Source organism: Pseudomonas sp. L13, from assembly GCF_009935965.1.
Lineage (GTDB): Bacteria > Pseudomonadota > Gammaproteobacteria > Pseudomonadales > Pseudomonadaceae > Aquipseudomonas > Aquipseudomonas lactis.
Window position 1 is genome coordinate 57,544 of record NZ_QODJ01000007.1, and the last position, 25,638, is coordinate 83,181.

The 25,638-nt window shown below is 61.6% G+C and carries 25 protein-coding genes; 17 read left to right on the plus strand and 8 right to left on the minus strand.

What is annotated here, in order from left to right; all coding sequences use genetic code 11:
- The first annotated feature begins 143 nt into the window (after positions 1 to 143).
- The 15 genes from flhA to yegS all read left to right on the plus strand — a co-directional run bounded on the left by flhA (position 144) and on the right by yegS (position 15,933).
- Positions 144 to 2,258 (plus strand): flagellar biosynthesis protein FlhA, encoded by a 2,115-nt coding sequence (gene flhA, locus DK871_RS06535; protein ID WP_034126796.1) that lies wholly within the window; start codon positions 144 to 146, stop codon positions 2,256 to 2,258.
- Between the two features lie 11 nt (positions 2,259 to 2,269).
- The gene (gene flhF / locus DK871_RS06540) at positions 2,270 to 3,586 is read left to right on the plus strand and encodes a flagellar biosynthesis protein FlhF (RefSeq protein ID WP_019818351.1); all 1,317 of its coding nucleotides are present in this window, start codon (positions 2,270 to 2,272) and stop codon (positions 3,584 to 3,586) included.
- A gap of 105 nt (positions 3,587 to 3,691) precedes the next feature.
- Positions 3,692 to 4,525, plus strand: coding sequence for a flagellar synthesis regulator FleN (fleN, locus tag DK871_RS06545; RefSeq protein ID WP_003192912.1), 834 nt, complete (start codon positions 3,692 to 3,694; stop codon positions 4,523 to 4,525).
- Positions 4,522 to 5,262 (plus strand): RNA polymerase sigma factor FliA, encoded by a 741-nt coding sequence (gene fliA, locus DK871_RS06550; RefSeq protein ID WP_003192909.1) that lies wholly within the window; start codon positions 4,522 to 4,524, stop codon positions 5,260 to 5,262. Before fleN ends, fliA begins: the two co-directional genes overlap by 4 nt.
- Positions 5,263 to 5,429: 167 nt before the next feature.
- The gene (locus tag DK871_RS06555) at positions 5,430 to 5,804 is read left to right on the plus strand and encodes a chemotaxis response regulator CheY (protein ID WP_003192908.1); all 375 of its coding nucleotides are present in this window, start codon (positions 5,430 to 5,432) and stop codon (positions 5,802 to 5,804) included.
- A gap of 18 nt (positions 5,805 to 5,822) precedes the next feature.
- Positions 5,823 to 6,611, plus strand: a complete 789-nt coding sequence (locus tag DK871_RS06560) for a protein phosphatase CheZ (RefSeq protein WP_003192906.1) — start codon at positions 5,823 to 5,825, stop codon at positions 6,609 to 6,611.
- 11 nt (positions 6,612 to 6,622) lie between these two features.
- Positions 6,623 to 8,830 (plus strand): chemotaxis protein CheA, encoded by a 2,208-nt coding sequence (locus tag DK871_RS06565; protein ID WP_161904426.1) that lies wholly within the window; start codon positions 6,623 to 6,625, stop codon positions 8,828 to 8,830.
- A 48-nt stretch (positions 8,831 to 8,878) separates the two neighbouring features.
- Positions 8,879 to 10,009, plus strand: coding sequence for a chemotaxis response regulator protein-glutamate methylesterase (locus DK871_RS06570; protein ID WP_161904427.1), 1,131 nt, complete (start codon positions 8,879 to 8,881; stop codon positions 10,007 to 10,009).
- Entirely contained in the window at positions 10,009 to 10,749 is a 741-nt protein-coding gene (locus DK871_RS06575; protein ID WP_003192902.1) for a flagellar motor protein, read from the plus strand. Before DK871_RS06570 ends, DK871_RS06575 begins: the two co-directional genes overlap by 1 nt.
- 151 nt (positions 10,750 to 10,900) lie before the next feature.
- The gene (motD, locus tag DK871_RS06580; protein ID WP_161904428.1) at positions 10,901 to 11,788 is read left to right on the plus strand and encodes a flagellar motor protein MotD; all 888 of its coding nucleotides are present in this window, start codon (positions 10,901 to 10,903) and stop codon (positions 11,786 to 11,788) included.
- Positions 11,789 to 11,839: 51 nt separating this feature from the next.
- Positions 11,840 to 12,628: a ParA family protein gene (locus DK871_RS06585; protein ID WP_003192898.1), complete on the plus strand. Its 789-nt coding sequence runs from the start codon at positions 11,840 to 11,842 to the stop codon at positions 12,626 to 12,628.
- Complete coding sequence (locus tag DK871_RS06590) at positions 12,628 to 13,419, plus strand: CheW domain-containing protein (RefSeq protein ID WP_161904429.1); 792 nt, start codon at positions 12,628 to 12,630, stop codon at positions 13,417 to 13,419. Before DK871_RS06585 ends, DK871_RS06590 begins: the two co-directional genes overlap by 1 nt.
- A 79-nt stretch (positions 13,420 to 13,498) precedes the next feature.
- On the plus strand, positions 13,499 to 13,981 hold the full coding sequence (locus tag DK871_RS06595; RefSeq protein ID WP_003192896.1) for a chemotaxis protein CheW: 483 nt from the start codon (positions 13,499 to 13,501) through the stop codon (positions 13,979 to 13,981).
- The gene (locus DK871_RS06600; protein ID WP_034126801.1) at positions 13,982 to 14,374 is read left to right on the plus strand and encodes a DUF2802 domain-containing protein; all 393 of its coding nucleotides are present in this window, start codon (positions 13,982 to 13,984) and stop codon (positions 14,372 to 14,374) included.
- A 638-nt stretch (positions 14,375 to 15,012) separates the two neighbouring features.
- Positions 15,013 to 15,933, plus strand: a complete 921-nt coding sequence (yegS, locus tag DK871_RS06605) for a lipid kinase YegS (protein WP_161904430.1) — start codon at positions 15,013 to 15,015, stop codon at positions 15,931 to 15,933.
- Here the strand turns inward: yegS and DK871_RS06610 are convergent.
- From DK871_RS06610 to DK871_RS06620, 3 genes are all read right to left on the minus strand, one after another.
- On the minus strand, positions 15,892 to 16,551 hold the full coding sequence (locus tag DK871_RS06610; RefSeq protein ID WP_161904431.1) for a response regulator transcription factor: 660 nt from the start codon (positions 16,549 to 16,551) through the stop codon (positions 15,892 to 15,894). The two genes, yegS and DK871_RS06610, sit on opposite strands and share 42 nt — an antisense overlap.
- A complete protein-coding gene (locus tag DK871_RS06615) occupies positions 16,548 to 17,441 on the minus strand; it encodes a sensor histidine kinase (protein WP_161904479.1) in 894 nt (297 codons plus the stop codon). The genes DK871_RS06610 and DK871_RS06615 overlap by 4 nt, the downstream gene beginning before the upstream one ends.
- Positions 17,442 to 17,799: 358 nt before the next feature.
- A complete protein-coding gene (locus DK871_RS06620) occupies positions 17,800 to 18,243 on the minus strand; it encodes a hypothetical protein (protein ID WP_178116027.1) in 444 nt (147 codons plus the stop codon).
- A 547-nt stretch (positions 18,244 to 18,790) separates the two neighbouring features.
- Here DK871_RS06620 and DK871_RS06625 point away from each other — a divergent pair.
- Positions 18,791 to 19,726 (plus strand): chemotaxis protein CheV, encoded by a 936-nt coding sequence (locus DK871_RS06625; protein ID WP_161904432.1) that lies wholly within the window; start codon positions 18,791 to 18,793, stop codon positions 19,724 to 19,726.
- A 38-nt stretch (positions 19,727 to 19,764) separates the two neighbouring features.
- A complete protein-coding gene (locus DK871_RS06630; protein WP_161904433.1) occupies positions 19,765 to 20,571 on the plus strand; it encodes an MOSC domain-containing protein in 807 nt (268 codons plus the stop codon).
- Between the two features lie 49 nt (positions 20,572 to 20,620).
- On the opposite strand, the gene DK871_RS06635 is transcribed toward DK871_RS06630, so the two are convergent.
- The 5 genes from DK871_RS06635 to atuD all read right to left on the minus strand — a co-directional run bounded on the left by DK871_RS06635 (position 20,621) and on the right by atuD (position 25,630).
- Positions 20,621 to 20,905, minus strand: coding sequence for a pyrimidine/purine nucleoside phosphorylase (locus DK871_RS06635; RefSeq protein WP_003192883.1), 285 nt, complete (start codon positions 20,903 to 20,905; stop codon positions 20,621 to 20,623).
- A gap of 198 nt (positions 20,906 to 21,103) precedes the next feature.
- The gene (locus tag DK871_RS06640; protein WP_019818536.1) at positions 21,104 to 21,646 is read right to left on the minus strand and encodes an exonuclease domain-containing protein; all 543 of its coding nucleotides are present in this window, start codon (positions 21,644 to 21,646) and stop codon (positions 21,104 to 21,106) included.
- Positions 21,647 to 21,721: 75 nt separating this feature from the next.
- Positions 21,722 to 23,605: an acetyl/propionyl/methylcrotonyl-CoA carboxylase subunit alpha gene (locus DK871_RS06645; protein WP_161904434.1), complete on the minus strand. Its 1,884-nt coding sequence runs from the start codon at positions 23,603 to 23,605 to the stop codon at positions 21,722 to 21,724.
- A gap of 109 nt (positions 23,606 to 23,714) precedes the next feature.
- Entirely contained in the window at positions 23,715 to 24,476 is a 762-nt protein-coding gene (locus tag DK871_RS06650) for an enoyl-CoA hydratase/isomerase family protein (protein WP_161904435.1), read from the minus strand.
- Entirely contained in the window at positions 24,473 to 25,630 is a 1,158-nt protein-coding gene (atuD, locus tag DK871_RS06655) for a citronellyl-CoA dehydrogenase (RefSeq protein ID WP_161904436.1), read from the minus strand. The genes DK871_RS06650 and atuD overlap by 4 nt, the downstream gene beginning before the upstream one ends.
- Positions 25,631 to 25,638 lie beyond the last annotated feature (8 nt).

Genomic DNA, 25,638 nt, shown 5'->3' on the forward strand with positions numbered 1-25,638 from the left:
CCCACACTCGAATCGGTTACCACCCGACGATCACTCCAAGAGCAAAGTTGGAAGGCTTCTTGCAACCCCGCCTCCAAGTCGCCCTCCAGCGTCAAAACTTTGCTTCAAGGACCCGAGGAATACCGGTGGTAGATCGCTCTCAAATGCTCAACACGGCCCGTGGCACCCTGACTGACCTGTCGCGGGGCAATCTGGGTGTGCCGTTGTTGTTGCTGGTGATGCTGGCAATGATGATGTTGCCGATGCCGCCGTTCCTGCTCGATGTGTTCTTTACCTTCAACATTGCCCTGTCCGTCGTGGTGCTGCTGGTGTGCGTCTACGCCCTGCGGCCGCTGGATTTCGCGGTATTCCCGACGATTCTGCTGGTGGCAACCCTATTGCGCCTGGCGTTGAACGTGGCCTCCACGCGGGTGGTGATGCTCCACGGCCAGGACGGTCATGCCGCCGCCGGTAAGGTGATCCAGGCCTTCGGTGAGGTGGTGATCGGCGGTAACTACGTGGTCGGTATCGTGGTGTTTGCGATCCTGATGATCATCAACTTCGTGGTGGTGACCAAGGGCGCCGGGCGGATTTCCGAGGTGAGCGCGCGGTTTACCCTCGACGCCATGCCCGGCAAGCAGATGGCCATCGACGCCGACCTCAACGCCGGCCTGATCGACCAGGGCCAGGCCAAGGCCCGTCGCGCGGAAGTCGCCCAGGAGGCCGAGTTCTACGGCTCCATGGACGGTGCCAGCAAGTTTGTGCGCGGTGACGCCATCGCCGGCCTGTTGATCCTGTTCATCAACCTGATCGGCGGCGTGGCCGTCGGTATGTTCCAGCACGGCATGACGTTCGGTGATGCTGGCAAGGTGTACGCCTTGCTGACCATCGGTGACGGTTTAGTGGCGCAGTTGCCATCACTGTTGTTATCCACAGCGGCGGCCATCATGGTTACCCGTGCTTCGGGCTCCGAAGACATGGGCAAGCAGATCAGCCGGCAGATGTTCGCTTCGCCCAAGGCCCTGGCCGTGGCGGCGGGCATCATGGCGATCATGGGCATCGTGCCGGGCATGCCGCACTTCTCGTTCCTGAGCATGGCGGCCCTGGCGGGTGGCGCGGCCTACCTGTTCTGGAAGAAGCAGAACCAGGTCAAGGTCCAGGCCCAGCAGGAAATCGCCCGTCAACAGGAGCTGCTGCCATCTCCGGCCCGTGCCCAGGAAACCAAGGAGCTGGGCTGGGACGACGTCACGCCCATCGACATGATCGGCCTGGAAGTCGGCTACCGCCTGATCCCGCTGGTCGACCGCAACCAGGGTGGGCAATTGCTGGCGCGGATCAAGGGCGTGCGCAAGAAGCTGTCCCAGGACTTGGGCTTCCTGATGCCCACTGTACATATCCGTGACAACCTCGACCTGGCTCCCAGCGCCTATCGCCTGACGCTGATGGGGGTGATCCTGGCCGAAGCCGAGATCTACCCGGACCGCGAACTGGCGATCAACCCCGGCCAAGTGTTCGGTACGCTCAACGGCATCACCGCCAAAGATCCGGCTTTCGGCCTGGAAGCGGTGTGGATCGAAGTGAGCCAGCGCAGCCAGGCGCAGTCCCTGGGTTACACCGTAGTGGATGCCAGCACCGTGGTCGCCACGCACCTCAACCAGATTCTCTACAAGCACTCCCACGAACTGATCGGCCACGAGGAAGTCCAGCAATTGATGGGCTTGCTGGCCAAATCGTCGCCAAAACTGGCCGAAGAACTGGTGCCGGGTGTGCTGTCGTTGTCGCAGTTACTCAAGGTGCTGCAAGCGCTGTTGGCCGAACAGGTGCCCGTGCGCGACATTCGCAGCATTGCCGAGGCCATCGCCAACAATGCCGCCAAGAGTCAAGATACTGCCGCTCTGGTGGCGGCGGTGCGTGTCGGCGTGTCCCGCGCAATCGTGCAAAGCATTGTAGGGACTGAGTCCGAGCTGCCTGTGATCACCCTGGAACCCAGGTTGGAACAAATATTGCTCAATAGTATTCAGAAGGCAGGGCAAGGCCAGGAAGAGGGCGTTTTACTGGAGCCAAGCATGGCTGAAAAGCTGCAGCGTTCGTTGATCGACGCCGCACAGCGCCAGGAAATGCAGGGCAACCCGGTGATCCTGCTGGTGGCCGGCCCGGTTCGCGCGATGTTGTCGCGGTTTGGACGCCTGGCTGTACCGAATTTGCACGTGTTGGCTTACCAGGAAATTCCTGACAATAAGCAAGTGACTATCGTCGCGACAGTTGGGCCCAATGGCTGAGGTAGTGGGTTATGCAAGTTAAGCGTTTTTTCGCCGCCGATATGCGTCAGGCCATGAAACTGGTCCGCGATGAGCTGGGCGCCGATGCCGCGATTATCGGTAACCGTCGGATTGCCGGCGGTGTCGAGCTGACGGCTGCCCTGGATTACACGCCCCAGGCGCTGGCCCCGCGCGTGCCGAACATGGAACTCGAAGACGAGTTGCGCAAGACCGCCTCGCGCATTGTGTCGGCCCAGGCTGAACTGAGCATGCGTGGCGACAGCGATGCCAGCACCAATCGCCAGTTGTTTGCCGGCCTGCCGCTCACCGCCGCTGAGCCGCTGGTTGAGCCCACGTTCGTCGAACCGCCGCGTCCTGCAGCGCCTGCCCCGGCTGCCGCAGTTGACCAGCGCGTGATCGACTCGATGCGTTTTGAACTCAACGGCCTGCGTGAATTGCTCGAAGTGCAGCTGGGCTCGCTGGCCTGGACCCAACTGCAAGGCAGCAAGCCGCAGCAAGCTAACCTGTGGCGTCGTCTGCAGCGCATCGGCCTGTCTGGCCCGTTGTCCCGCGACCTGCTGGCCTTGACCGCCGAAGTCGAAGAACCCCGCCAGGCCTGGCGCATGCTGCTGGCGCACTTGGCGCGCATGATCGCCACGCCGGAAATCGAACCCCTGGAAGAGGGCGGTGTGATCGCCATGGTCGGCCCCGCCGGCATGGGCAAGACCACCACCCTGGCCAAGCTGGCCGCCCGTTACGTGCTTAAGTACGGCGCGCAGAATATCGCGCTGGTGAGCATGGACAGCTACCGCATCGGCGCCCAGGAGCAGCTCAAGACCCTGGGCCGCATCCTCAACGTGCCGGTGACCCATGTCGACCCGGGCCAGTCCCTGGCCAATGCCCTCGAGCCGTTGCTGCGCAAGCGCGTGGTGCTGATCGACACCGCCGGCCTGCAAGCCAGCGACCCGGCGCTGCGCATGCAGCTCGAAAGCCTGGCCGGGCGTGGCATCAAGTCGAAAAATTACCTGGTGCTTGCAACCACCAGCCAGAAACAGGTTCTTACCGCTGCCTATCACAGCTACAAGCGTTGCGGCCTGGCCGGCTGCATCCTCACCAAGCTCGACGAAACCGCGAGCCTGGGCGAGGTATTGAGCCTGGCCATCAGCCATGAATTACCGGTTGCCTACCTCACCGACGGGCCGCGGATCCCGGATGATCTGCATCTGCCGCGCCGTCATCAGTTGGTCAGCCGTGCCGTGAGTGTGCAAATGCAAGACGAGCCTAGCGAGGAAGCGATGGCCGATATGTTCGCCGACCTTTACCACCACCCGGCTAAACGGGTGGGTTGAGGCAGGATGAACACCGTGAAATGTACCTACATCGATGGTCTGCAAGCGATTCACGCGGCCAAGCCATGTAGCCTGCGTCTAAGCAAGACAAGGTAAAGAAATAAAATGGGCAGCATGCATCCCGTACAGGTGATCGCGGTGACCGGCGGCAAAGGTGGCGTCGGGAAAACTAACGTGTCAGTGAATTTGTCCCTGGCGCTGGCAGAGCTTGGCCGTCGCGTCATGCTGCTGGATGCTGACCTGGGCTTGGCGAACGTGGACGTTCTGCTGGGGCTGACACCCAAACATACCCTGGCCGATGTGATCGAGGGCCGTTGTGAGCTGCGCGATGTGCTGCTCCAGGGCCCCGGAGGCATCCGTATTGTGCCGGCGGCCTCGGGCACCCAGAGCATGGTGCACCTGAGCCCCGCGCAGCATGCCGGGTTGATCCAGGCGTTCAGCGACATCGGCGACAACCTTGACGTGCTGGTGATCGACACCGCCGCCGGCATCGGCGAGTCAGTGGTCAGCTTTGTGCGCGCTGCGCAAGAAGTGCTGCTGGTGGTGTGCGACGAACCCACCTCGATCACCGATGCCTACGCGCTGATCAAACTGCTTAACCGTGACTACGGCATGAACCGCTTTCGCGTGCTGGCCAACATGGCCCAGAGCCCGCAGGAAGGGCGCAACCTGTTCGCCAAGTTGACCAAGGTCACGGATCGCTTCCTCGATGTGGCTTTACAATACGTCGGCGCAGTTCCCTATGACGAGTGTGTGCGCAAGGCCGTGCAAAAGCAGCGTGCGGTCTATGAAGCGTTCCCTCGTTCGAAATGCGCACTGGCGTTCAAGGCCATTGCCCAGAAGGTCGATACCTGGCCGTTGCCTGCCAACCCGCGGGGGCATCTGGAGTTTTTCGTCGAGCGATTGGTGCATCAGACGAGCGCAGGACCGGTGCTATGACATCCAGCGGCTACAACCTTTACAAAAAGTCGGCACGTGACAGCCAGGGCGAATTGATCGAGCGCTATGCGCCGCTGGTCAAGCGCATTGCCTATCACCTGTTGGCGCGCCTGCCCGCGAGTGTGCAGGTTGAAGACTTGATCCAGGCCGGCATGATCGGCTTGCTTGAAGTGTCGACCAAATACGACGCGAGCAAGGGTGCCAGTTTCGAAACGTATGCGGGTATCCGTATCCGTGGCGCGATGCTCGATGAAGTGCGTAAAGGCGATTGGGCGCCGCGTTCGGTACACCGCAATACGCGCATGGTCAGTGATGCAATTCGTGCAATTGAAGCAAAAACCGGTCGTGACGCTAAAGATCATGAAGTTGCGGCCGAACTCCAATTGAGTCTCGACGATTACTACGGGATTTTGAACGATACCTTGGGCAGCCGCCTGTTCAGTTTCGACGACCTTTTACAGGACGGCGAGCACGAAGGGCTGCACGAGGACGGCGCGAGCGCGCATACGGAGCCGTCGCGCGACCTGGAAGACGAACGTTTCCAGGGCGCGTTGGCCGACGCAATCGCCAACTTGCCGGAGCGTGAGCGGCTGGTGCTGGCGCTGTACTACGACGAAGAGCTGAACCTCAAGGAAATCGGTGAGGTCCTGGGGGTCAGCGAATCGCGTGTCAGCCAGTTGCATAGCCAGTGCGCAGCCCGCTTGCGGGGGCGATTGGCCGAGTGGCGCGCGCGCTGACAGGCAGTGTGGGGACACTGCAGACGCTACCGTGAAACCGCAGGGTTTTGCGGGTGAGTACCGTGGTGCCCTGGGCAGTCCTTTTTGTGTAACGCCTGTTGATTGAAATGGCGCGTCCAGGTGCTGGGCGCGTTTAAGACTGCTTGGAGGTCGAATTGGACAAGAACATGAAAATCCTCATCGTTGATGACTTCTCAACGATGCGGCGGATCATTAAAAACCTGTTGCGTGACCTTGGGTTCACCAACACGGTGGAGGCGGATGACGGCCTGACGGCCATTCCGATTCTCAACAGCGGGAGCATCGACTTTCTGGTGACCGACTGGAACATGCCGGGCATGACCGGTATCGACCTGCTGCGCCACGTGCGCGCCGATGAAAAACTGCGCAGCCTGCCTGTGCTGATGGTGACCGCCGAAGCCAAGCGTGAACAGATCATCGAAGCCGCCCAAGCCGGGGTCAACGGTTACGTGGTCAAGCCATTCACGGCACTGGCCTTGAAAGAGAAGATCGAGAAAATCTTCGAACGCATCCACGGCTAATGCCATCGCGGGGGAGCTATGGAGCATAACGAAACGTCACAGGGCGACTTTGAGTCGACCCTGAAAAAACATGCTCACCAGTTGGTCGACAGCCTGGAAAAAGGCCAGTTCGCCGATGCGGTGCAGTTGATCCATGAGCTTAACCAGACCCGTGACCGCGGCCTGTACCAGGAAGTGGGCAAGCTCACACGCGAGCTGCACAGCGCAATCGTCAATTTCCAGATTGACCCGCGCATGCCCCAGGCCGAAGAAATTTCCCAGATCACCGATGCCACCGAGCGCCTGTCCTATGTGGTCAGGCTGACCGAGGCGGCGGCCAACCGCACCATGGACCTGGTGGAAAACGCCACGCCCCTGGTCAACGGCATGGCCACCGAAGCCCAGGCCTTGAGCCAGGACTGGGGCCGCTTCATGCGCCGCGAAGTGGGCGCTGAAGAGTTTCGTGAATTGGCGCGTCGCGTCGACGGGTTCTTGTCGCGCAGCGAACAGGAAAACCGCACGGTGGCCAGCAACCTCAACGACATCCTGCTGGCCCAGGATTACCAGGATCTTACCGGCCAGGTGATCAAGCGCGTGACCCAATTGGTTACCGAAGTGGAAAGCAACCTGCTCAAATTGGTGCTGATGGCCGGCCAGGTCGATCGTTTTGCCGGCATCGAACATGACCGCGAAGCGATCCTCTCGGAAAAAGATCCACAAAAACATCTCGCCAAGGGTGAAGGTCCGCAGATTCATGCCGATAAACGTGAAGACGTTGTGTCAGGTCAGGATGACGTAGATGACCTGTTATCCAGTTTAGGCTTCTAAGGAGCACCCACATGAGCTTCGGCGCCGATGAAGAAATCCTTCAGGATTTCCTTGTAGAGGCCGGCGAAATTCTAGAGCAACTGTCCGAACAACTGGTCGAGCTGGAAAGCCGACCGGATGATGCGAACCTGCTCAATGCAATTTTTCGCGGTTTTCACACTGTAAAAGGGGGCGCCGGCTTCCTCCAGCTCCATGAGCTGGTGGAGTGCTGTCACATCGCCGAGAACGTGTTCGACATCCTGCGCAAGGGTGAGCGTCACGTCGACTCGGAACTGATGGACGTGATTCTCGAAGCACTGGATGCGGTCAACGGCATGTTCAGCCAGGTGCGTGAACGTGCGCCTATCACCGCCGCAACGCCGGAACTGCTGGCCGCCCTGGCGCGCCTGGCCGAACCTGCCGACACCGCGGCTGCGCCGGTGGTCGAGGCCGCGCCGGAGCCGGTGGCGCAAGCCGAGCCGGACGTGACCGACAGCGAGTTCGAACAACTGCTCAACTCCCTCAGCGCGGTCAAGGCCGAAGCGCAAGCGCCGGTGCAACCTGCCGCGACGCCGAGCAGTGAAGACATTACCGACGCTGAGTTCGAGTCGTTGCTCGACCAGTTGCACGGCAAAGGCCAGTTCGCAGCAGATGCCGTGGCACCGCCTGCCGCAGCGCCAGAAGCTCCCGCTGCCAACGCCAGCACCGACATTACCGACGACGAATTCGAGGCACTGCTCGACCAACTGCATGGCAAAGGCACCTTTGTGGCCGAAGCCTTGCCCGAGGTTGCCGCCACGGCCGCCGCTGCGCCAGCGGCCAGTGCCGCACCGGCCGGCGACGGGTTGATCTCCGATCACGAATTCGAAGCGCTGCTCGACGAGTTGCACGGCAAAGGCAAGTTCAGCGAAGTGGCCCCGGCCGCTGCCGCCCAGGTTGCAGCGCCAGCCGCTGCCACTGCGGCACCGGTTGCTGCCAAACCTGCGCCGGCTGCCAAGCCAGCACCTGCCGCCGCCCCGGCCCCTGCGCGTGCAGCGGCCCAGGCAGCAGCGGAAAAGCCCGCCAGCGAAGCCGAGACCACCGTGCGCGTGGATACCGCGCGCCTGGACGACATCATGAACATGGTGGGCGAACTGGTGCTGGTGCGTAACCGCCTGGTGCGCCTGGGCCTGAACAGCGGCGACGAAGCCATGCAGAAGGCCGTGTCGAACCTCGACGTGGTCACCGCCGACCTGCAAACCGCGGTGATGAAAACGCGGATGCAGCCGATCAAGAAAGTCTTCGGCCGTTTCCCGCGCCTGGTTCGCGACCTGGCGCGCCAGCTCAAGAAAGAAATCAACCTGGAGCTGGTGGGCGAAGAAACCGACCTCGACAAAAACCTCGTCGAGGCCCTGGCCGACCCGCTGGTCCACTTGGTGCGCAACGCGGTCGACCACGGTGTAGAAACCCCGGAAGAACGCGAAGCCGCCGGCAAGTCCCGCAACGGCAAGGTGATTTTGGCGGCGGAGCAAGAGGGCGACCACATCCTGCTGTCGATCACCGATGACGGCAAAGGCATGGACCCGACCATTTTGCGCAATATCGCGGTCAAGCGTGGCGTGATGGACAAGGACGCCGCCGACCGCCTCACCGATACCGAGTGCTACAACCTGATCTTTGCCCCGGGCTTTTCGACCAAGACCGAGATTTCCGACGTGTCCGGGCGTGGCGTGGGCATGGACGTGGTGAAGACCAAGATCAGCCAGCTCAACGGCTCGATCAATATCTACTCGACCAAGGGCCAGGGCTCCAAGATCGTCATCAAGGTGCCGTTGACCCTGGCGATCATGCCGACCCTGATGGTGATGCTGGGCAACCAGGCCTTCGCCTTCCCGCTGGTCAACGTCAACGAGATCTTCCACCTCGACCTGTCGCGCACCAACGTGGTGGACGGCCAGGAAGTGGTGATCGTGCGCGACAAAGCGTTGCCGCTGTTCTACCTCAAGCGCTGGCTGGTGGCCTCGGCCGCCCATGAAGAACAACGCGAAGGCCATGTGGTGATTCTATCCGTGGGTACCCAGCGCATCGGCTTTGTGGTCGACCAACTGGTGGGCCAGGAAGAAGTGGTGATCAAGCCTTTGGGCAAGATGCTGCAGGGAACCCCAGGCATGTCGGGCGCAACCATTACCGGTGACGGTCGCATCGCACTGATTCTCGATGTTCCGAGCATGCTCAAGCGTTACGCCGCACGGCGAATTTGATTCTGGTGGGGCAGGGCGGTCATGCCCGCCCCGCCTAACGGAGTGTTTATGGCAGTCAAGGTCCTGGTGGTGGACGATTCGGGTTTCTTCCGCCGCCGCGTCTCGGAAATTCTTTCCGCTGATCCAACGATCCAGGTGGTCGGCACGGCCACTAACGGCAAAGAGGCGATCGATCAAGCCATTGCCTTGAAGCCGGACGTGATCACCATGGACTACGAGATGCCGATGATGGATGGCATCACCGCCGTGCGCCACATCATGCAACGCTGCCCCACACCGGTCTTGATGTTTTCCTCGCTGACTCACGAAGGCGCGCGGGTGACCCTCGACGCCTTGGATGCCGGTGCGGTGGATTTTTTGCCGAAGAATTTCGAAGACATCTCGCGCAACCCCGACAAGGTCAAGCAGATGCTGTGCGAGAAGGTGCACAGCATTTCCCGCAGTAACCGTCGCAGCCTGTTCAGCACACCCGCGCCAGCCCCCACGCCTGCGCCCGCAGCAGCGGCGCCGAGCTCGTCGTTTGCGCGCCCGGCGCCTGCGCCCGTTGCCCGGCCTGCGGCAGCGCCGGTACGTGCCGCCGCAACGCCGAGTGCCCATTCGCCGGCGCCCAAGCGCAAGGCTTACAAGCTGGTCGCCATCGGCACCTCCACCGGTGGCCCGGTGGCCTTGCAGCGGGTGCTGACCCAACTGCCGGCCAACTTCCCGGCGCCGATTGTGCTGGTGCAACACATGCCGGCGGCGTTCACCAAGGCGTTCGCCGAGCGCCTGGACAAGCTGTGCCGTATCACCGTCAAGGAAGCCGAGGATGGCGACATCCTGCGTCCTGGCCTGGCACTGCTGGCGCCGGGCGGCAAGCAGATGATGGTGGACGGGCGTGGCGCGATCAAAATCCTGCCGGGCGATGAGCGCCTGAACTACAAACCGTGCGTGGACATCACCTTCGGTTCGGCGGCCAAGTCCTACGGCGACAAAGTTCTGGCGGTGGTGCTCACCGGCATGGGCGCCGATGGCCGTGAAGGTGCGCGCCTGCTCAAGCAGGGCGGCAGCGCCATCTGGGCCCAGGATGAAGCCAGTTGCGTGATCTATGGCATGCCCATGGCCATCGTCAAGGCTGACCTGGCCGATGCGGTCTACAGCCTGGACGACATCGGCAAGCACCTGGTGGAGGCCTGCCTCTGATGGATGTGTTGAGCCTGATCGGCATCACCATGGCGTTTGTCGCCATCATTGGTGGCAACTACCTGGAAGGCGGCCATCTCGGCGCCTTGGCCAACGGCCCGGCAGCGCTGATCGTGATCGGTGGCACCGTGGGCGCGGCGTTGTTGCAGTCGCCCTTGAGCTCGTTCAAGCGTGCCATGCAGATTCTGGTGTGGATCATTTTTCCGCCACGGGTTGACCTGGCAGGCGGCATCGACCGCGTGGTCAATTGGAGCCTCACCGCCCGCAAGGAAGGCTTGCTGGGCCTGGAAGGCGTGGCCGATGCCGAGCCCGACAGCTATGCGCGCAAGGGTCTGCAACTGCTGGTCGATGGCGCCGAGCCGGAAGCGATCCGCAGCATCCTCGAAGTGGATTTCTACACCCAGGAAAGCCGTGACATCAATGCAGCCAAAGTCTTTGAAAGCATGGGCGGCTACGCGCCGACCATCGGCATTATCGGTGCGGTGATGGGCCTGATCCACGTGATGGGCAACCTGGCCGACCCTTCGCAACTGGGCAGCGGCATTGCCGTGGCGTTTGTCGCCACCATCTACGGCGTGGCCAGTGCCAACCTGGTGTTGCTGCCGGTGGCCAGTAAGCTCAAGTCGATTGCCATGCGCCAGTCGCGTTATCGCGAAATGCTGCTTGAAGGCATCCTGTCGATTGCCGAAGGCGAAAACCCGCGCTCCATCGAATTGAAGCTTCAGGGCTTCATGGATTGATGCCCATGAGCACCCGCACCCCCGTAGGAGCGAGCTTGCTCGCGAAGAACCCGAGAGCGCCGCGTGCATTCAGGATGCCCGCGTCTGTATTGACGTTTTTCGCGAGCAAGCTCGCTCCTACAGTGGGGTGGGTGTGTGGGGGGGAGTGTCTGTGAGCCGTCGCCGTCGCGAGCCTGAAGAACACGTCAATCACGAACGCTGGCTGGTGTCCTACGCGGACTTCATCACCTTGCTGTTCGCGTTTTTTGTGGTGATGTACTCGATCTCGTCGATCAACGAAGGCAAGTACAAGATCATTTCCCAAGCACTGGTCGGTGTATTCAACGATTCCGAGCGGGCGCTCAAGCCGATCCCCATCGGTGAAGAGCGGCCCAAGACCGTGACCCCGGCCAAGCCTCTGGTCAATGACAGTGATGAAACCGCCGCCGGCATCCAAGGCACCAGCGACCCGCTCAAAAGCATCGCCGACGATATCAGTGCTGCCTTTGGCGACCTGATCAGCTCCAACCAGATGACCGTGCGTGGCAACGAGCTGTGGGTGGAGATCGAGCTGAACTCCAGCCTGCTGTTCGCCAGTGCCGATGCGTTGCCCAGTGACCAGGCATTCACCATCATCGACAAGGTCGCTTTGATCCTCAAACCGTTTGAAAACCCGATCCACGTGGAAGGCTTCACCGACAATTTCCCCATCAGCACCGCGCAGTACCCGACCAACTGGGAACTGTCCTCGGCCCGTGCATCCAGCATCGTGCGCATGTTGGCCATGCAGGGGGTGAACCCCCAGCGCCTGGCGTCGGTGGGCTATGGTGAATTCCAGCCGGTGGCCAATAACGCCACGGTGGAGGGGCGTGCACGTAACCGCCGGGTGGTGCTGGTGGTCTCGCGCAACCTGGATGTGCGTCGCAGCCTGACCGGTACCGGCACTGCCAATGCCACCCCGGATGCGGCGTTGAAGCGTGCTGGCACACAAACTGCACCGCCCGTTGTCAAGCCGCCGGTCCGACCGAGTAACGTCAATTCTCCGTCGCCGGCTCAATAACCGTATGCAATGTCTCGGTCGCGCCTGTGCCCGCCGGGAGGAACCAACCGAATGAGAGTCTGGGCAGTTGCCAATCAAAAGGGTGGAGTCGGCAAGACCACCACTTCCATCGCCTTGGCCGGCTTGCTGGCCGAAGCGGGCAAGCGTGTGGTCGTGGTCGACCTGGACCCCCACGGTTCCATGACCAGCTATTTCGGCTACGACCCGGATGCGCTGGAACACAGCTGCTATGACCTGTTTTTGCACAAGGGCAGCGTGCCGGCGGATCTGCCTGGGCAACTGCTGTTGCCCACCAGCAACGACAGTATTTCCCTGTTGCCGTCGAGCACCGCCCTGGCCACCTTGGAGCGCCAGTCGCCGGGCCAGAGCGGCCTGGGCCTGGTGATCGCCAAGACCCTGGCGCAGCTGTGGCAGGACTTCGACTACGCGATCATCGACAGCCCGCCGTTGCTCGGCGTGCTGATGGTCAACGCGTTGGCGGCCAGCCAGCAATTGGTGATCCCGGTGCAGACCGAGCACTTGGCGGTCAAGGGCCTGGAACGCATGGTCAGCACCCTGGCGATGATCAACCGCTCGCGCAAGCAAGCGCTGCCGTTCAGCATCGTGCCGACCTTGTTCGACCGTCGCACCCAGGCGTCACTCGGCACCTTGCGCGTGTTGCGCGATGCCTACCCGGACACCATCTGGAACGGCTACATCCCGGTGGACACGCGCCTGCGTGACGCCAGCCGTGCCGGGCTCACACCGTCGCAGTTCGACGGCAAGAGCCGTGGCGTGCTGGCTTACCGTGCGTTGCTCAAGCACCTGCTGTCGCAACAGCTTGTGGCGCAGGTGGCGTGATGAACCGTCCCGTCGAATTCAAGACCCGGCCGCAACTGGCACTGGAATCCTACCTGGATGCCTTGCTGCAGGATGCGACGGCCGAAGAAATGCCAGAACCGATTCTGGTACTCGAGCCTGCTGTCGAACCCGACCGCCCGCTGGATGAATTCCAGCAGGCGGTGATGGAAGAGCAGGCGCGTGACGCGCAGGTGGTGGAGGCGCCCGTCGTGGTGCCGAGCGCCCCGGCCGTGGTGGCGCCGCCGGTGGTCGAACCGCTGGTGGACGTGCACCTGCCGCCCAGCATCACCCCGCCCCCGGTGACGGGCGACGGTCGCCCTTCGTGGGCTGCCGAGCCGTTCGAGTGCCTGCTGTTCGATGTCGCCGGGTTGACCCTGGCGGTGCCGCTGGTGTGCCTGGGCTCGATCTATTCCCTGGAAGGCCAGGAGCTGACGCCGTTGTTCGGGCAGCCAGAGTGGTTCCTCGGCATCCTGCCCAGCCAGGCCGGCAACCTCAAAGTGCTGGACACGGCGCGCTGGGTGATGCCCGACCGCTACCGCGATGATTTTCGCCAGGGCCTGCAATACGTGATCTCGGTGCAGGGCTACGAGTGGGGGCTGGCAGTGCATCAAGTCAGCCGCTCGTTGCGCCTGGACCCCAATGAAATCAAATGGCGCAGCCACCGTGGCCAGCGGCCGTGGTTGGCGGGCACTGTGATCGAACACATGTGCGCGTTGCTGGATGTCGCCGAACTGGCCGAGTTGATCGCCAGCGGTGCGGTGAAGGCCATGCCACAGAACAAACGCAGTTGATTGAACAATAAGGGCCGTGCGGTTGCGCGGCCCACTTGCACACACGCCGTCGATAGCGGCATTTGAAGGGGTCAGATGAATGAACAAGTCAGCGTCCGCACAAGGTTTGGATGATCCGATCCTGCAATGGGTGACCTTCAAGCTGGACAACGAAACCTACGGCATTAACGTGATGCGCGTGCAGGAAGTGCTGCGCTACACCGAGATCGCCCCGGTTCCAGGCGCGCCAAGCTACGTGCTGGGCATCATCAACCTGCGTGGCAACGTGGTGACGGTGATCGACACCCGCCAGCGGTTCGGCCTAGACACGGTTGAAGTCAGCGACAACACCCGTATCGTGATCATCGAGGCTGACAAGCAAGTGGTCGGCATTCTGGTCGACAGCGTGGCCGAGGTGGTCTACCTGCGCCAATCGGAAGTGGAAACCGCACCGAACGTCGGTAACGAAGAGTCGGCCAAGTTCATCCAGGGCGTGTGCAACAAGAACGGCGAACTGCTGATTCTGGTTGAGCTGGACAAGATGATGAGCGAAGAAGAGTGGTCGGAACTGGAGAGCATCTGATTGTTCCTTGAGGCAGCGGTGATTGTCCTGGCCCTGTTGTGGGCCGGGACCTTGGCGTTTGTGCTGCGCTATGTGCGCCAGCAGCGGGAGTTGGCCTTGCAACAGGCCGAGCGCGATGCGGTGCGTGACCGGCGCATTCTGGAACTGGTCAAGCGTGTTGATCATTTCCAGCAAAGTGCGGTGCGGGTGGGGGATGAGGTGCATGAACTGCGTGCGATTCTTGCGCCGTTGCCGGACAGGTTGGTGCAGTTGGAGCAGCGTGATCCGTCGAACCTGTCGTTTGCCCAGGCGGCCAAGCTGGTTGGCATGGGGGCGACGGTGGATGAGTTGACCCAGTCGTGTGGGTTGACTCAGGCTGAGGCGCAGTTGATGAGCAAGTTGCACAAGGGCTGATTGGGGCTGGGCTTGCTTGGTTCATGTGGGAGCTGGCTTGCCTGCGATGACGGCCCGCCAGGCGCCCCATATCTACCTGACGCCCCACAATCCAACTGTGGGAGCTGGCTTGCTCGCGAAGGCGGCCTGGCAGGCGACACAATTGGATTTGTGTACATATCCATTTCTGCGGTAACGGCCGCTTAGGGTTCCGCCCTGACGGCGGGTCACTTTGGAAAAGCCCCAAAGTAACCAAAGGGCTCTTGCCCCACCACTCGGCACCTCGCTTAGGCTCGGTGTGCCCGTAATCCGCCAGTGATTGGGGCGGCCGCCGCCACGCGCCATCCATGGCGCGGGGCGGCTAAACCGGCATCCCTGCCGGTTTACCCCCCAAATCCCTGTCGAATTCCGGCCAGCGTGGTTTAACGGGGCGCCTGAGATCAAAAGCAGAGCAAGAGCAAGAGCTACTCGCTTCGCATCGTGGTTACCGTTGGGTGGCAGATTTGAGATGTTTGTCGATTGAGCCGCCGCCATCGCAGGCAAGCCAGCTCCCACAGTTTGATTTGTGTACTTCAATCAATTTTCTTCAGCCCACAGACTTTTCCTGTTCCCCCAGGGTCAACATCCTTCATGCACCTAGACCCAGGAGATTCCCTCAAATGACCGCCCCCAGAGCCCTGTTGATCCTCCACGGCAAACAAGCCCTCAACGAGGATGTGCGCGCTGCCGTGCTGGCGCGGCGGGAGCAGGGTGGGGAGCTGGCCGTGCGGGTGACGTGGGAGGGCGGCGATGCTCAGCGCCTGGTCAATGAAGCCTTGGCCGCGGGCTACACCCACATCATTGCCGGCGGTGGCGACGGCACTCTGCGCGATGTGGCTGAAGCCATGGCCCATGCCAACACTGACGCCAGCCTGGTGCTGATGCCCCTGGGCACCGCCAATGATTTCGCCAAGGCGGCAGGTGTGCCGTTGGAGCCGGCTGGCGCCCTGGCCTTGCTGGACGTACAGCCCAGGGCCATCGACCTTGGCCAGGTGGGTGGGCAAATCTTTCTGAACATGGCCACCGGTGGGTTTGGCAGCCAGGTCACGGCCAATACCTCCGAAGATTTGAAGAAGGTTTTGGGCGGTGCCGCTTACCTGTTTACCGGTTTAACCCGCTTCAGTGAATTGAAAGCTGCCTACGGTGAATTGGAAGGCCCGGATTTCCACTGGAAAGGCGAGTTGCTCGCGCTGGGTATCGGCAACGGTCGCCAGGCCGGTGGTGGGCATGTGTTGTGCCCCGGTGCATTGGCTGATGACGGGCTGCTGGATGTCAGCATTCTGCCGGCGCCCCAGGAAGTGGTTGGCACGCTGCGTGAGTTGATGAACAACGGCTGGGGCCTGGACACCATGTTTGTGCGCGCGCGCCTGCCGTGGGTGAAGATCAAGGTGGCACAGGGCTTGTACATCAACCTCGACGGTGAGCCGCTGGAAGGCGACGATCTGCATTTCGAGGCGCTGCCCAAGGCCCTGCGCGTGCACTTGCCGCTGGGTTCGCCGTTAGTCGTCCAGGCTGATGATCTGCTCACGCACGGCAAATAACACCAGGCCCGCCACGTCAAAAATCTGCAAGCGCTTCATGATCTGCGAGCGGTGGGCTTCGACGGTCTTGATGCTCAGGCCCAGGCCGTGGGCAATTTCCCGGGTGGATTTGCCGCGCACGATCAAGCGCAGGATCTCCAATTGCCGCGCCGTCAGGTTGTGGCTGTGGGCGACTGGTGTGCTCGGGCCCTGGCTGCGAACCAGCGCCTGATTGATCACCGTGTGGGCAATGGCGGGGCTCAGGTAGCGTTCGTTGTTACGCAGCGCCTGCAGGGCGTGTTCCAGTTCGTGGGCGGTGGTGTCCTTGAGCAGGTAGCCGTGGGCGCCAGACTCCAGGGCGCGCATGATCATCTCGGGGTCGGTGTGCATCGACAGGATCAGCACCTTGCACTTGGGGTAGGCGCGCTTGAGTTGCTGCAAGGCATCCAGGCCGCCGGTGTGTTTCATCGACAGGTCCAGCAGCACAATGTCGGGCTGCAGGGCGCTGAATGTCTCAAGCAGTTGCGCGCCATCGCTGGCCTCGCCAACCACGCTGTAGCCAGGGATATCCAGGATCAGTGCGCGCACGCCGGCGCGAATCAAGGCATGGTCATCGACCAGGAGCAGATTGCAGGTCACTGCAGAACCTTATGGGCACTGGCCCGTTCGAGGGCGCGGGGTGCCCAGGGGAAAAGTGCGTGGATACGTGCGCCTTTGCCCGGCTGGCTGCTGACGGACAAGGTGCCGCCCAACTGAAGGGCCCGTTCGCACATGCCGGCCATGCCCCGTTGGCCTACCTTGGCGGGGTCGGCGGCAGGTTCGAAGCCCTGGCCGTCATCGCAGATCATCAGCGACAGCCCTTCAGGCAAGCGTTGCAGGCGCACCAGCAGGTTGTGCGCGTTGGCATGGCGCAGCATGTTGGTGACCGCTTCCTGGGTGATGCGAAAGGCCGCCACGGCCATTTCTTCGGGAATGCCGGTGAGCCGTTGCTGGCACTCCAGGCTCCAGCACACCTGGGTATTTTCCAGGGTCTTGAGCAGGTGCGCGCGCAGGCTGGCTTCCAGCCCCAGGCTTGCCAGTTGGCGAGGGTTGAGGATGGCGGACACGTCACGCACCTTGGCCAGGGTTTCATTGAGCGTGTTGCACAGCACCGAACAATGGCTTTGCAGGTCTTGGGGCAGGCGACGCTGCAGCCATTCGCTTTGCAGCTTGGCGGCGGTCAGCAGTTGGCCGATGTCATCGTGCAGCTCGCGGCTGAGTCGGTGGCGTTCGTTTTCCTGGACTTGCAGCAGGCGGTCGGCCAGTTCCTGGGGCTGAAACTTGATGGCTTTGCGCGAGCGCCACTGGTGCAGGGCTACCACCGCCAACGTGGCCAGGTTGAGTAACACAATCACTAACGGCAGCGGCGCACCTTGCAGGTAAACCCATAGGCTGACCAGCAGCGAGCACAGGCACAGGGCAAAGATGAGGTGGCGTGCATGGCTGCGGCACACGAACCTTGTGATGAGTGATTTGAGGCTGGCGTACATAGCGGATGGAGCCAATGAGGGTTCACTGCGCGAAGACCGGTCACGGCGGTTGACTGGGCTCTGTCGAGCGTGCGGTGCCGGATCGTGGTTATCCATAATGAAGTTGCTTCATTTCGAGCGGGGCATGGTACCACCACTATTACCGTTGGTCGCCTGGCATATTCCTCGGTCGATATATTAACCACATCAATGCCCTGACGGTCAGGCCAGCGCTCTTGAGTTGTATTAGTTAGACTGATTTGTACAATTTTTAAGGTGCTGGCTAATTGATATTTCTTCAGCCTCTAGAAGTGTTTCATCTTTGGCTTAAACGGTCGCTTTTAGATAACTTGGGTATTAAATACGACCTTTCCTGGCATTAAGACCTCTGCTGTAGAAGCTGGTGATGGCCGTAGTCTTTTTGCGGAATCTGCGAGGTCACCGTGGCAATCAGCGAAGTTTGCTCACTGTCATCCAGGCCCAGTTCCCCGGTACGGATGTCAATCAGCTCCAGTTGCCAGGCCAGTAACGTCAGGCAGTCGTGCAACGCATCCAGGGCTTGGTCATGCAGCTGCACCGGGCTCACAGCATTGGCGATCAGGTATTGAATATGCCGGGAGAATTCGCTGATCGCCTGCAGGGCCAGGCCGTCGGCCTTTTCAGCCAGTTTGGCCAGGCTGGTTTTCATGCAGTCGATGGCGTCGCTGTCATTGCGGATCAAATGCAGGTGGTTCAGGCATTCCTCAGACTTGGCCAGCAGCATTTCGGCTTCCAGCAAAAACTCGGGAAGTGCGGTTTGCCATTCGTTCGCGCTATTCATCATGCAAGTCTCCACAACTTAAGGTCGGGTGATGAGATGTCGCACCGGGTGAATGGCTTAAAACTAGCGCTGAAATACGACTGGGGTGTGTAGGCTGCTTCCGATAATCCAGTAGGACGTTTATTGAAAAACTCACGAATGCCGCCTTTAGCCGCTGTTATGCGAGATGACGCAACTTCAGTTGCCGATACGTGAGTGCCTGAAAGGCCCGCAGACCAAGGGCTTGGGTTGGCAAACAAAAGCCTGACTCCATTCATGCAATGAGAATGGCGTCACATTAATGGCTATTAGATATCGCGAATATCAGGTTGGGCCCGATTGCGCATAGGGGAATCCCTTACATGGGGGAACCGCGCGCCGATTCGAGTGTCGTGCGGGGTCGTTGTAAGCGTTGAGAGGGGTGAATGCAGTAAAGCATGATGTCAGTGTGACATCAACGTGTTTGCGTGGCATTTTAACAGGGTCAAGGTTTGGCGCTTGCCGCCGATAACCGCCTATACGAACCGCACACCCCTTCAGCGCACACCTGCGTGTACACCAGGAGCTTTCAATGGCCGGCATTCTCGACACGGTAGATCAACGCACGCAATTGGTGGGTGAGAATCGCCTGGAAATTCTCATGTTCCGCCTTTTCGGACGGCAGTTGTTCGCGATCAATGTGTTCAAGGTGCAGGAAGTGTTGCAACTGCCCAAACTGACCCTGATGCCCCAGCGCCATCCCTTTGTTTGCGGCGTGGTCAACCTGCGTGGCCAGACCCTGCCGGTGATCGACCTGTCTCAGGCCATCGGCATGCGGCCTTTGGTGCCGGGCCCCAACAGCACCATTATCGTCACCGAGTACAACCGCTCGGTGCAGGCGTTCCTGGTGGGTGGCGTCGACCGAATCGTCAACATGAACTGGGAAGCCATCCTGCCGCCGCCGACCAGCGCCGGTCGCCAGCACTACCTCACGGCCATCAGCAAGGTCGACGAGCAACTGGTGGAAATCATCGACGTGGAAAAAGTCCTCGCCGAGATCGTGCCCTACAACGCCAAGGTCTCCCGGGACAAACTTGAAGACCCGGTGCTGGAGCGTGCCCGTGGCCGTGAAGTGCTGCTGGTGGATGATTCCAACGTGGCCTTGTCGCAGTTGCGCGACACCCTGGGCCAGTTGGGCGTGAAGATGCACATTGCCAGCGACGGCCTCAAGGCACTGAACATGCTCAAGGCCTGGGCCGACAGCGGCCAGATGATGACCGACAAACTGCTGATGATCTTCACCGACGCCGAAATGCCCGAGATGGATGGCTACCGTCTCACCACCGAGATCCGCAACGACCCGCGCCTGCGTGGCCTCTATGTGGTGATGCACACCTCGTTGTCGGGCAGCTTCAACGACTCGATGGTCAAGAAGGTCGGCTGCGACAATTTCCTCTCCAAATTCCAGCCGGACAAGCTGGTGGATGTGGTGCGTCAGCGTCTGATGTTGGACGAAATGCCCGCCTGACTTTAGGATGACACTTTGTTTCCTAGGAAGGCAGGCCCATGCTGCGTCTCAGCGCGTTGTACCGTTACCCCTTGAAGTCCGGCAAGGCCGAAGCCTTGCAGCAGATTGGCCTGGATAAACTCGGGTTGGACGGGGATCGACGCTGGATGCTGGTGGATGAAGCCAGCGGGCGGTTCCTGACGCAGCGGGCCGTGGCGAAGATGAGCCAGCTCATCGCGTTGTGGAACAGCAGCGGGGGCCTGACCCTGAGTTCGCCGGGCTACGCGCCGTTGGACGTGGCATTGCCAGGCAGCGCCAGCGAACTGCGTGGTGTGACCATCTGGCGTGACACCCTGCGCGTGCCGGATGCTGGCGATGCGGCCGCGGCCTGGGTCAGCGCGTTCATTGGCAAGCCGACGCGCCTGGTGCAACTGCCCCTGGAACGAGCGCGCACCACCGAAGCCGGGTATGGCAAGGATGACGACAAGGTCGGCTTCGCTGACGGCTACCCCTTGCTGTTGATCGGCCAGGGCTCCCTCGACGATCTGTGTACGAAGATCGGTCGCCCGATGGAGATGCTGCGTTTTCGTCCCAACCTGGTCATCGAAGGCGCCGAGGCTTTCGCCGAAGATGGCTGGAAGCGCGTGCGCATCGGCGACGTGGAGTTTCGGGTGGTCAAGCCGTGCTCGCGGTGCATCCTCACCACCATCGACCCCCAGACCGGCGAACGCAGCGCCGACCGCGAGCCCTTCGCCACGCTGGAAACCTACCGCAAGACCGAAAAGGGCGCGATGTTCGGCCAGAACCTGGTCAACGATGGCATTGGGCGCCTGGAAGTCGGCATGCCGGTAACGGTGCTGGAATAAAAAAAGCCCGTCTCGTGAGAGACGGGCTTTTTTGTGTGGCGGGTACTGCTTAGCCGCGGTATTCACACAGGTAGGCGGTGTCCACCGCGACCTTCAACTGGAACTTGCTGTTGGCCGGGACGTGGAACTGGCTGCCGGCGGCGAAGGTTTCCCAGTCGCTGCTCTCAGGCAGCTTCACGGTCAGGGCGCCGGAGACCACGTGCATGATTTCGCGTTGGGCGGTGCCAAATTCGTATTCACCCGGAGCCATCACGCCGATGGTCGCCGGACCTTCTGCGGTGCCGAAAGCGATCGACTTGACGGTGCCGTCGAAGTACTCGTTGACTTTGAACATGGGTGAATCCTCGGAAAAAGGTCAAGGCTTACGCCAACCACTGTAGGAGCGAGCTTGCTCGCGAGAAACCTGAGAACACCGCGTTTAACCAGAAGCGCTGGGTTTTCGTTGGCGATCTTCGCGAGCAAGCTCGCTCCTACAGGTGGGTAGCATCAAAGGAAATTGGCTGGCCAGTATGCCCAAGGCTGTGGACGCTGCCTAGACCGGCAATATCAGCGGCAGCAGGCGCGCGGTATTGCGTGCATCCTCCAGGGCGCGATGCTGCTGGCCATTGAATTGCATCCCGGCCAATTGCAGCGCCCCATTGAGCCCCAGCGGTTTGTCCAGGCGCCGGGCCTTGGCAAAGCGTTGCTTGAGGTTCACATGCGGGGTGTCGCCCAGGGCGCTGGCGAGGCCGTGGCGCTGCCACTCCAGTTCAAGCTGCACGCGGTCATAATCCCCCCAGCTGGCCCAGCCTTCCAGGCGTGGCTGATGTTGGCCCAGCCAGCGCTCGAACAGTGGCCATACCTCGGTGATCGGCGCGGCCATGTCGATATTGGCCTGGGTGATATGGGTGAGTTTGCGGCAAAAGGGCGTCAGCAATGGCCGCCGCAAGGGCCGCACAAAGCGCTGGAAGTGGTCCAGTTCGCGGCCCTGGCGGTTGACCAGGCTGGCGCCGATCTCGATGACTTCCATCTCCGTCACGGGCCAGCCGCCGTCATCCGTTGTGGCTTCAAGGTCAATAATCAGCCAATGAGGCATGGTGCAGGTTCCCGTACTCGTCCCTTCCTGATGGGGATAGAGCGTAGCCCGGCCCTGTAGTTCCGCCTAGGGGCGTTATTCGATCTCCAGCAAAACCTGGCGGTTGCGCACCTGATCGCCCGTCACGACGCGCAGTTCCTTGACCGTGCCATCGATACCGGCCTTCAACGGGTGCTCCATTTTCATCGCTTCGAGCACCAGCAACAGTTGGCCTTTGCTGACGTTCTCACCGACGCACACCCGTATATCGACAATGGCGCCGTCCATGGGTGCCTGGACCGTGCCACTGCTGGCATCGGCCGGGCGGCTGGCGACTTGCTGGGTGCGGTCGGTGACGGTCAGCCCTGGCAGCCACAGCCGGTTGCCGTCCAGGTGATAGGCGATGCGGCGGCGAACCCCCTTGATGACAAAGGTGGCGTGGCGACCGTCGGTGGTGAGTAGCAGGTCTTCAACGCTGACGCTGTGGAGTTGGCCGTTGGCCTCCAGGCGGTACGTCACCGGGGCACTCGCCGTGTTGCGCCAGCGCGCGAGGGCATGTGAGTGCTGGTTGGCGCTGTGTTGATAAAACAGCGCGGCGGCCAGCGAGAGTTGTTCAGCGCTCGCCGTGTGCTGTGGGATGACGCTGAAGTGTTCGGCGATCAAGGCCGTGCTGAAGTCGCCGGCGATAAAGTCCGGGTGCTTGAGCAGGTCGATGAGCAAGCGCTGGTTGGTCGCTACGCCCAGTAATATCGTGTCTTCCACGGCCCGCAGCAGTTTTCGCCGGGCTTCTTCGCGGCTGGCGCCGTGGGCGATGATCTTGCCCAGCATCGGATCGTAGAACGGGCTGATGGTTTGGTCTTCACGCAACCCATGGTCGATGCGCACGCCGGGGGCGGGTTCCCAACGCAACACGTCACCGGTTTGCGGCAGGAAGCCCTGGGCCGGGTCTTCGGCGTACAGGCGCACTTCCATGGCGTGGCCGGTCAGGGTCACCTGTGCCTGGGTAAGTGGCAGCGCTTGCCCGGCGGCGATCTGCAACTGCCAGTCCACCAGGTCGAGGCCGGTGATCATCTCGGTAACGGGATGTTCCACTTGCAGGCGCGTGTTCATTTCCAGGAAATAGAACTGACCGTTACGGTCGAGCAGAAACTCCACGGTGCCGGCGCCCACATAATTCACCGCCCGCCCGGCCTTGAGCGCGGCCTCGCCCATGGCCTGGCGCAGTTCGGGCGTCATCACGGGGCAGGGCGCTTCTTCGATGACTTTCTGATGGCGGCGCTGGATCGAACAGTCGCGCTCGCCGAGGTAGATGAGGTTGCCATGGCGGTCGCCGAACAGTTGCACTTCCACGTGGCGCGGGTCGATCAGCGCCTGTTCGAGAATCAACTCGTCGCTGCCGAACGCATTCATGGCTTCCGAGCGTGCGGTGCGCAATTGCTCCAGCAACTGTTCGCGCTGGTGCACCAGGCGCATGCCACGCCCACCGCCACCGGCGCTGGCCTTGATCATCAGTGGGAAGCCGATGCGCTCGGCTTCCTGTTGCAGGGTGGCATCGTCCTGGGCGCTGCCCTGGTAGCCGGCGATGCAGGGCACGCCGGCGTCGAGCATGGCGAGTTTGGACAGGCGTTTGCTGCCCATCAGTTCGATCGCCTCGGCGCTAGGGCCGATGAAGGTGAGCGTGGCCTGTTGGCAGGCGCGGGCGAAGTCAGGGTTTTCCGAGAGGAAGCCGTAGCCGGGGTGAATGGCGTCGGCGCCGGTCAGTTGGGCGGCGGTGAGGATGGCCTGTGTGTTCAGGTAGGACTGGTGTACGGGCGCCGGGCCGATGTGCACGGCTTCGTCGGCCATCTGTACGTGCAGGGCATCGGTATCCGCGTCGCTGTAGACGGCCACGGTGCGATAGCCCAGGGCCTGGGCGGTGCGCTGGATGCGGCAGGCAATTTCGCCGCGGTTGGCGATCAGGATCTTGGTGAAGGCGGGCATTGGGTTATCCCTTGATGAATGTGGCGTGTGATAGGGCCTCTTCGCAGGCAAGCCAGCTCCCACATTTGAAATATGTTTCCCTGTGGGAGCTGGCTTGCCTGCAATGGCGTCATCCAGACCAACTCGGCTTTCGCTTCTGCACAAACGCCTGCGTCCCCTCAACCCCTTCCTCACTCCTCACCGCCTCGGCAAACCACTGCGCCCCGCGATCCAGCACTGCCTCAAGGGGCTCATCCACACTGGCCAACAACAAGGTCTTGGTCCGTGCATTCGCCCCTGGCGCACACTGCAATACCTGCCCCAATACCTCTTCCACCCGCTGCGCCAATGCCTGCGAGTCGTGCTCGACAAAATGCACCACGCCCAGCCGCCCGGCCTCCACCCCATCAAACCGCGCCGCCGTCAGCGCCAAGCGCCGCGTGTGGGTAAGGCCAATACGCTTGACCACAAAGGGCGCAATCTGCGCCGGCAGCAACCCCAGGCGGGTCTCAGGCAAGCCGAACTGCGCCTGGCCTGCTGCAATCGCAATATCACTCACACACGCCAGCCCGAACCCACCGCCCAGCACCGCGCCTTGCAGCACCACGATCACCACCTGCGCCAGCGCCTGCACCTCTTGCAGCAAGGTGCCAAATGCACGGTTCAATGCTTGCAACTGCCCCCCGGCGCGAGCCAGATCCTTCACATCGGCCCCCGCGCAAAAATGCCCACCCGCGCCGCTGATCACCACGGCACGCACCTGGCTGTCCAACTGCGCCAGTACCGCACGCAGTTCATTGACCATTTCAAGGCTCATCGCATTGCGGCATTCGGGGCGGTTGAGGGTGATGTGCAGCACGCCGTTATGGGCTTCGAGCAGCAAGGTATTCATGGCTTTTTACCGGGCAGGGTGCCCATCAGTTTGCAGATGATGCCCAGCATGATTTCGTCGGCACCGCCGCCAATCGACACCAGGCGCACATCGCGATAGGCGCGGGCCACCGGGTTGTCCCACATGAAGCCCATGCCGCCCCAATATTGCAGGCAACTGTCGCTGACCTCACGGCCCAGGCGCCCGGCCTTGAGCTTGGCCATGGAGGCGAGCCGCGTGACGTCCTGGCCCTTGATGTACTGCTCGGTGGCCTGGTAGACCAAGGCGCGCAGGCATTCGATTTCGGTGGCCAGTTCTGCCAGGCGAAAGTGGATCACTTGGTTGTCGATCAGCGCCTTGCCGAAGGTTTGGCGCTCCTTGCAGTACTCGATGGTGCTGTCGATGCAGTGCTCCAGGCCCTTGATCATATTGGCCGCGCCGAACAGGCGTTCTTCCTGGAACTGCAACATCTGCATCATGAAGCCAGCGCCTTCGTGGCCGATGCGGTTGCGTTGCGGCACGCGCACGCCGTCGAAAAACACCTGGGCGGTCTCGGAGCTGTGCATGCCGAGTTTTTCCAGGGGCGGGCTGATGCTGATGCCGGGGCTGTTCATCGGCACCATGATCAGCGACTTGTTGATATGCGGCTTGTCGTCCGAGGTGTTGGCCAGCAGGCAGATGAAGTCGGCGCTGGGTGAATTGGTGATCCACATCTTGCTGCCGTTGATCACATAGTCGTCGCCATCCTTGCGCGCATGTGTCTTGAGCCCGGCCACGTCGGAGCCGGCACCGGTTTCCGAGACGCCGATGCAGCCCACCTGTTCGCCGCTGATGGCTGGGCGCAGGAACTCCTCGCGCAGCTCATCGGAGCCGAAGCGCGCCAGGGCCGGGGTGCACATGTCGGTCTGTACGCCGATGGACATGGGGATGCCGCCGCAGCGGATGGTGCCGAACTCTTCGGCGGCGACGATGGAATAGCTGTAGTCCAGGCCCATGCCGCCGAATTTTTCTGGTTTGGAAATACCCAGCAGGCCGAGGTCGCCGGCCTTGCGGAAGATCTCGTGAATGGGAAAGCGCCCGGCTTTTTCCCATTCATCCACGTGCGGGTTGATCTCGCGGTCGACGAAGGCGCGCACGGTGCGGCGCAGTTCCTGGTGTTCCTGGGTGAAGATCATTTTTGTTG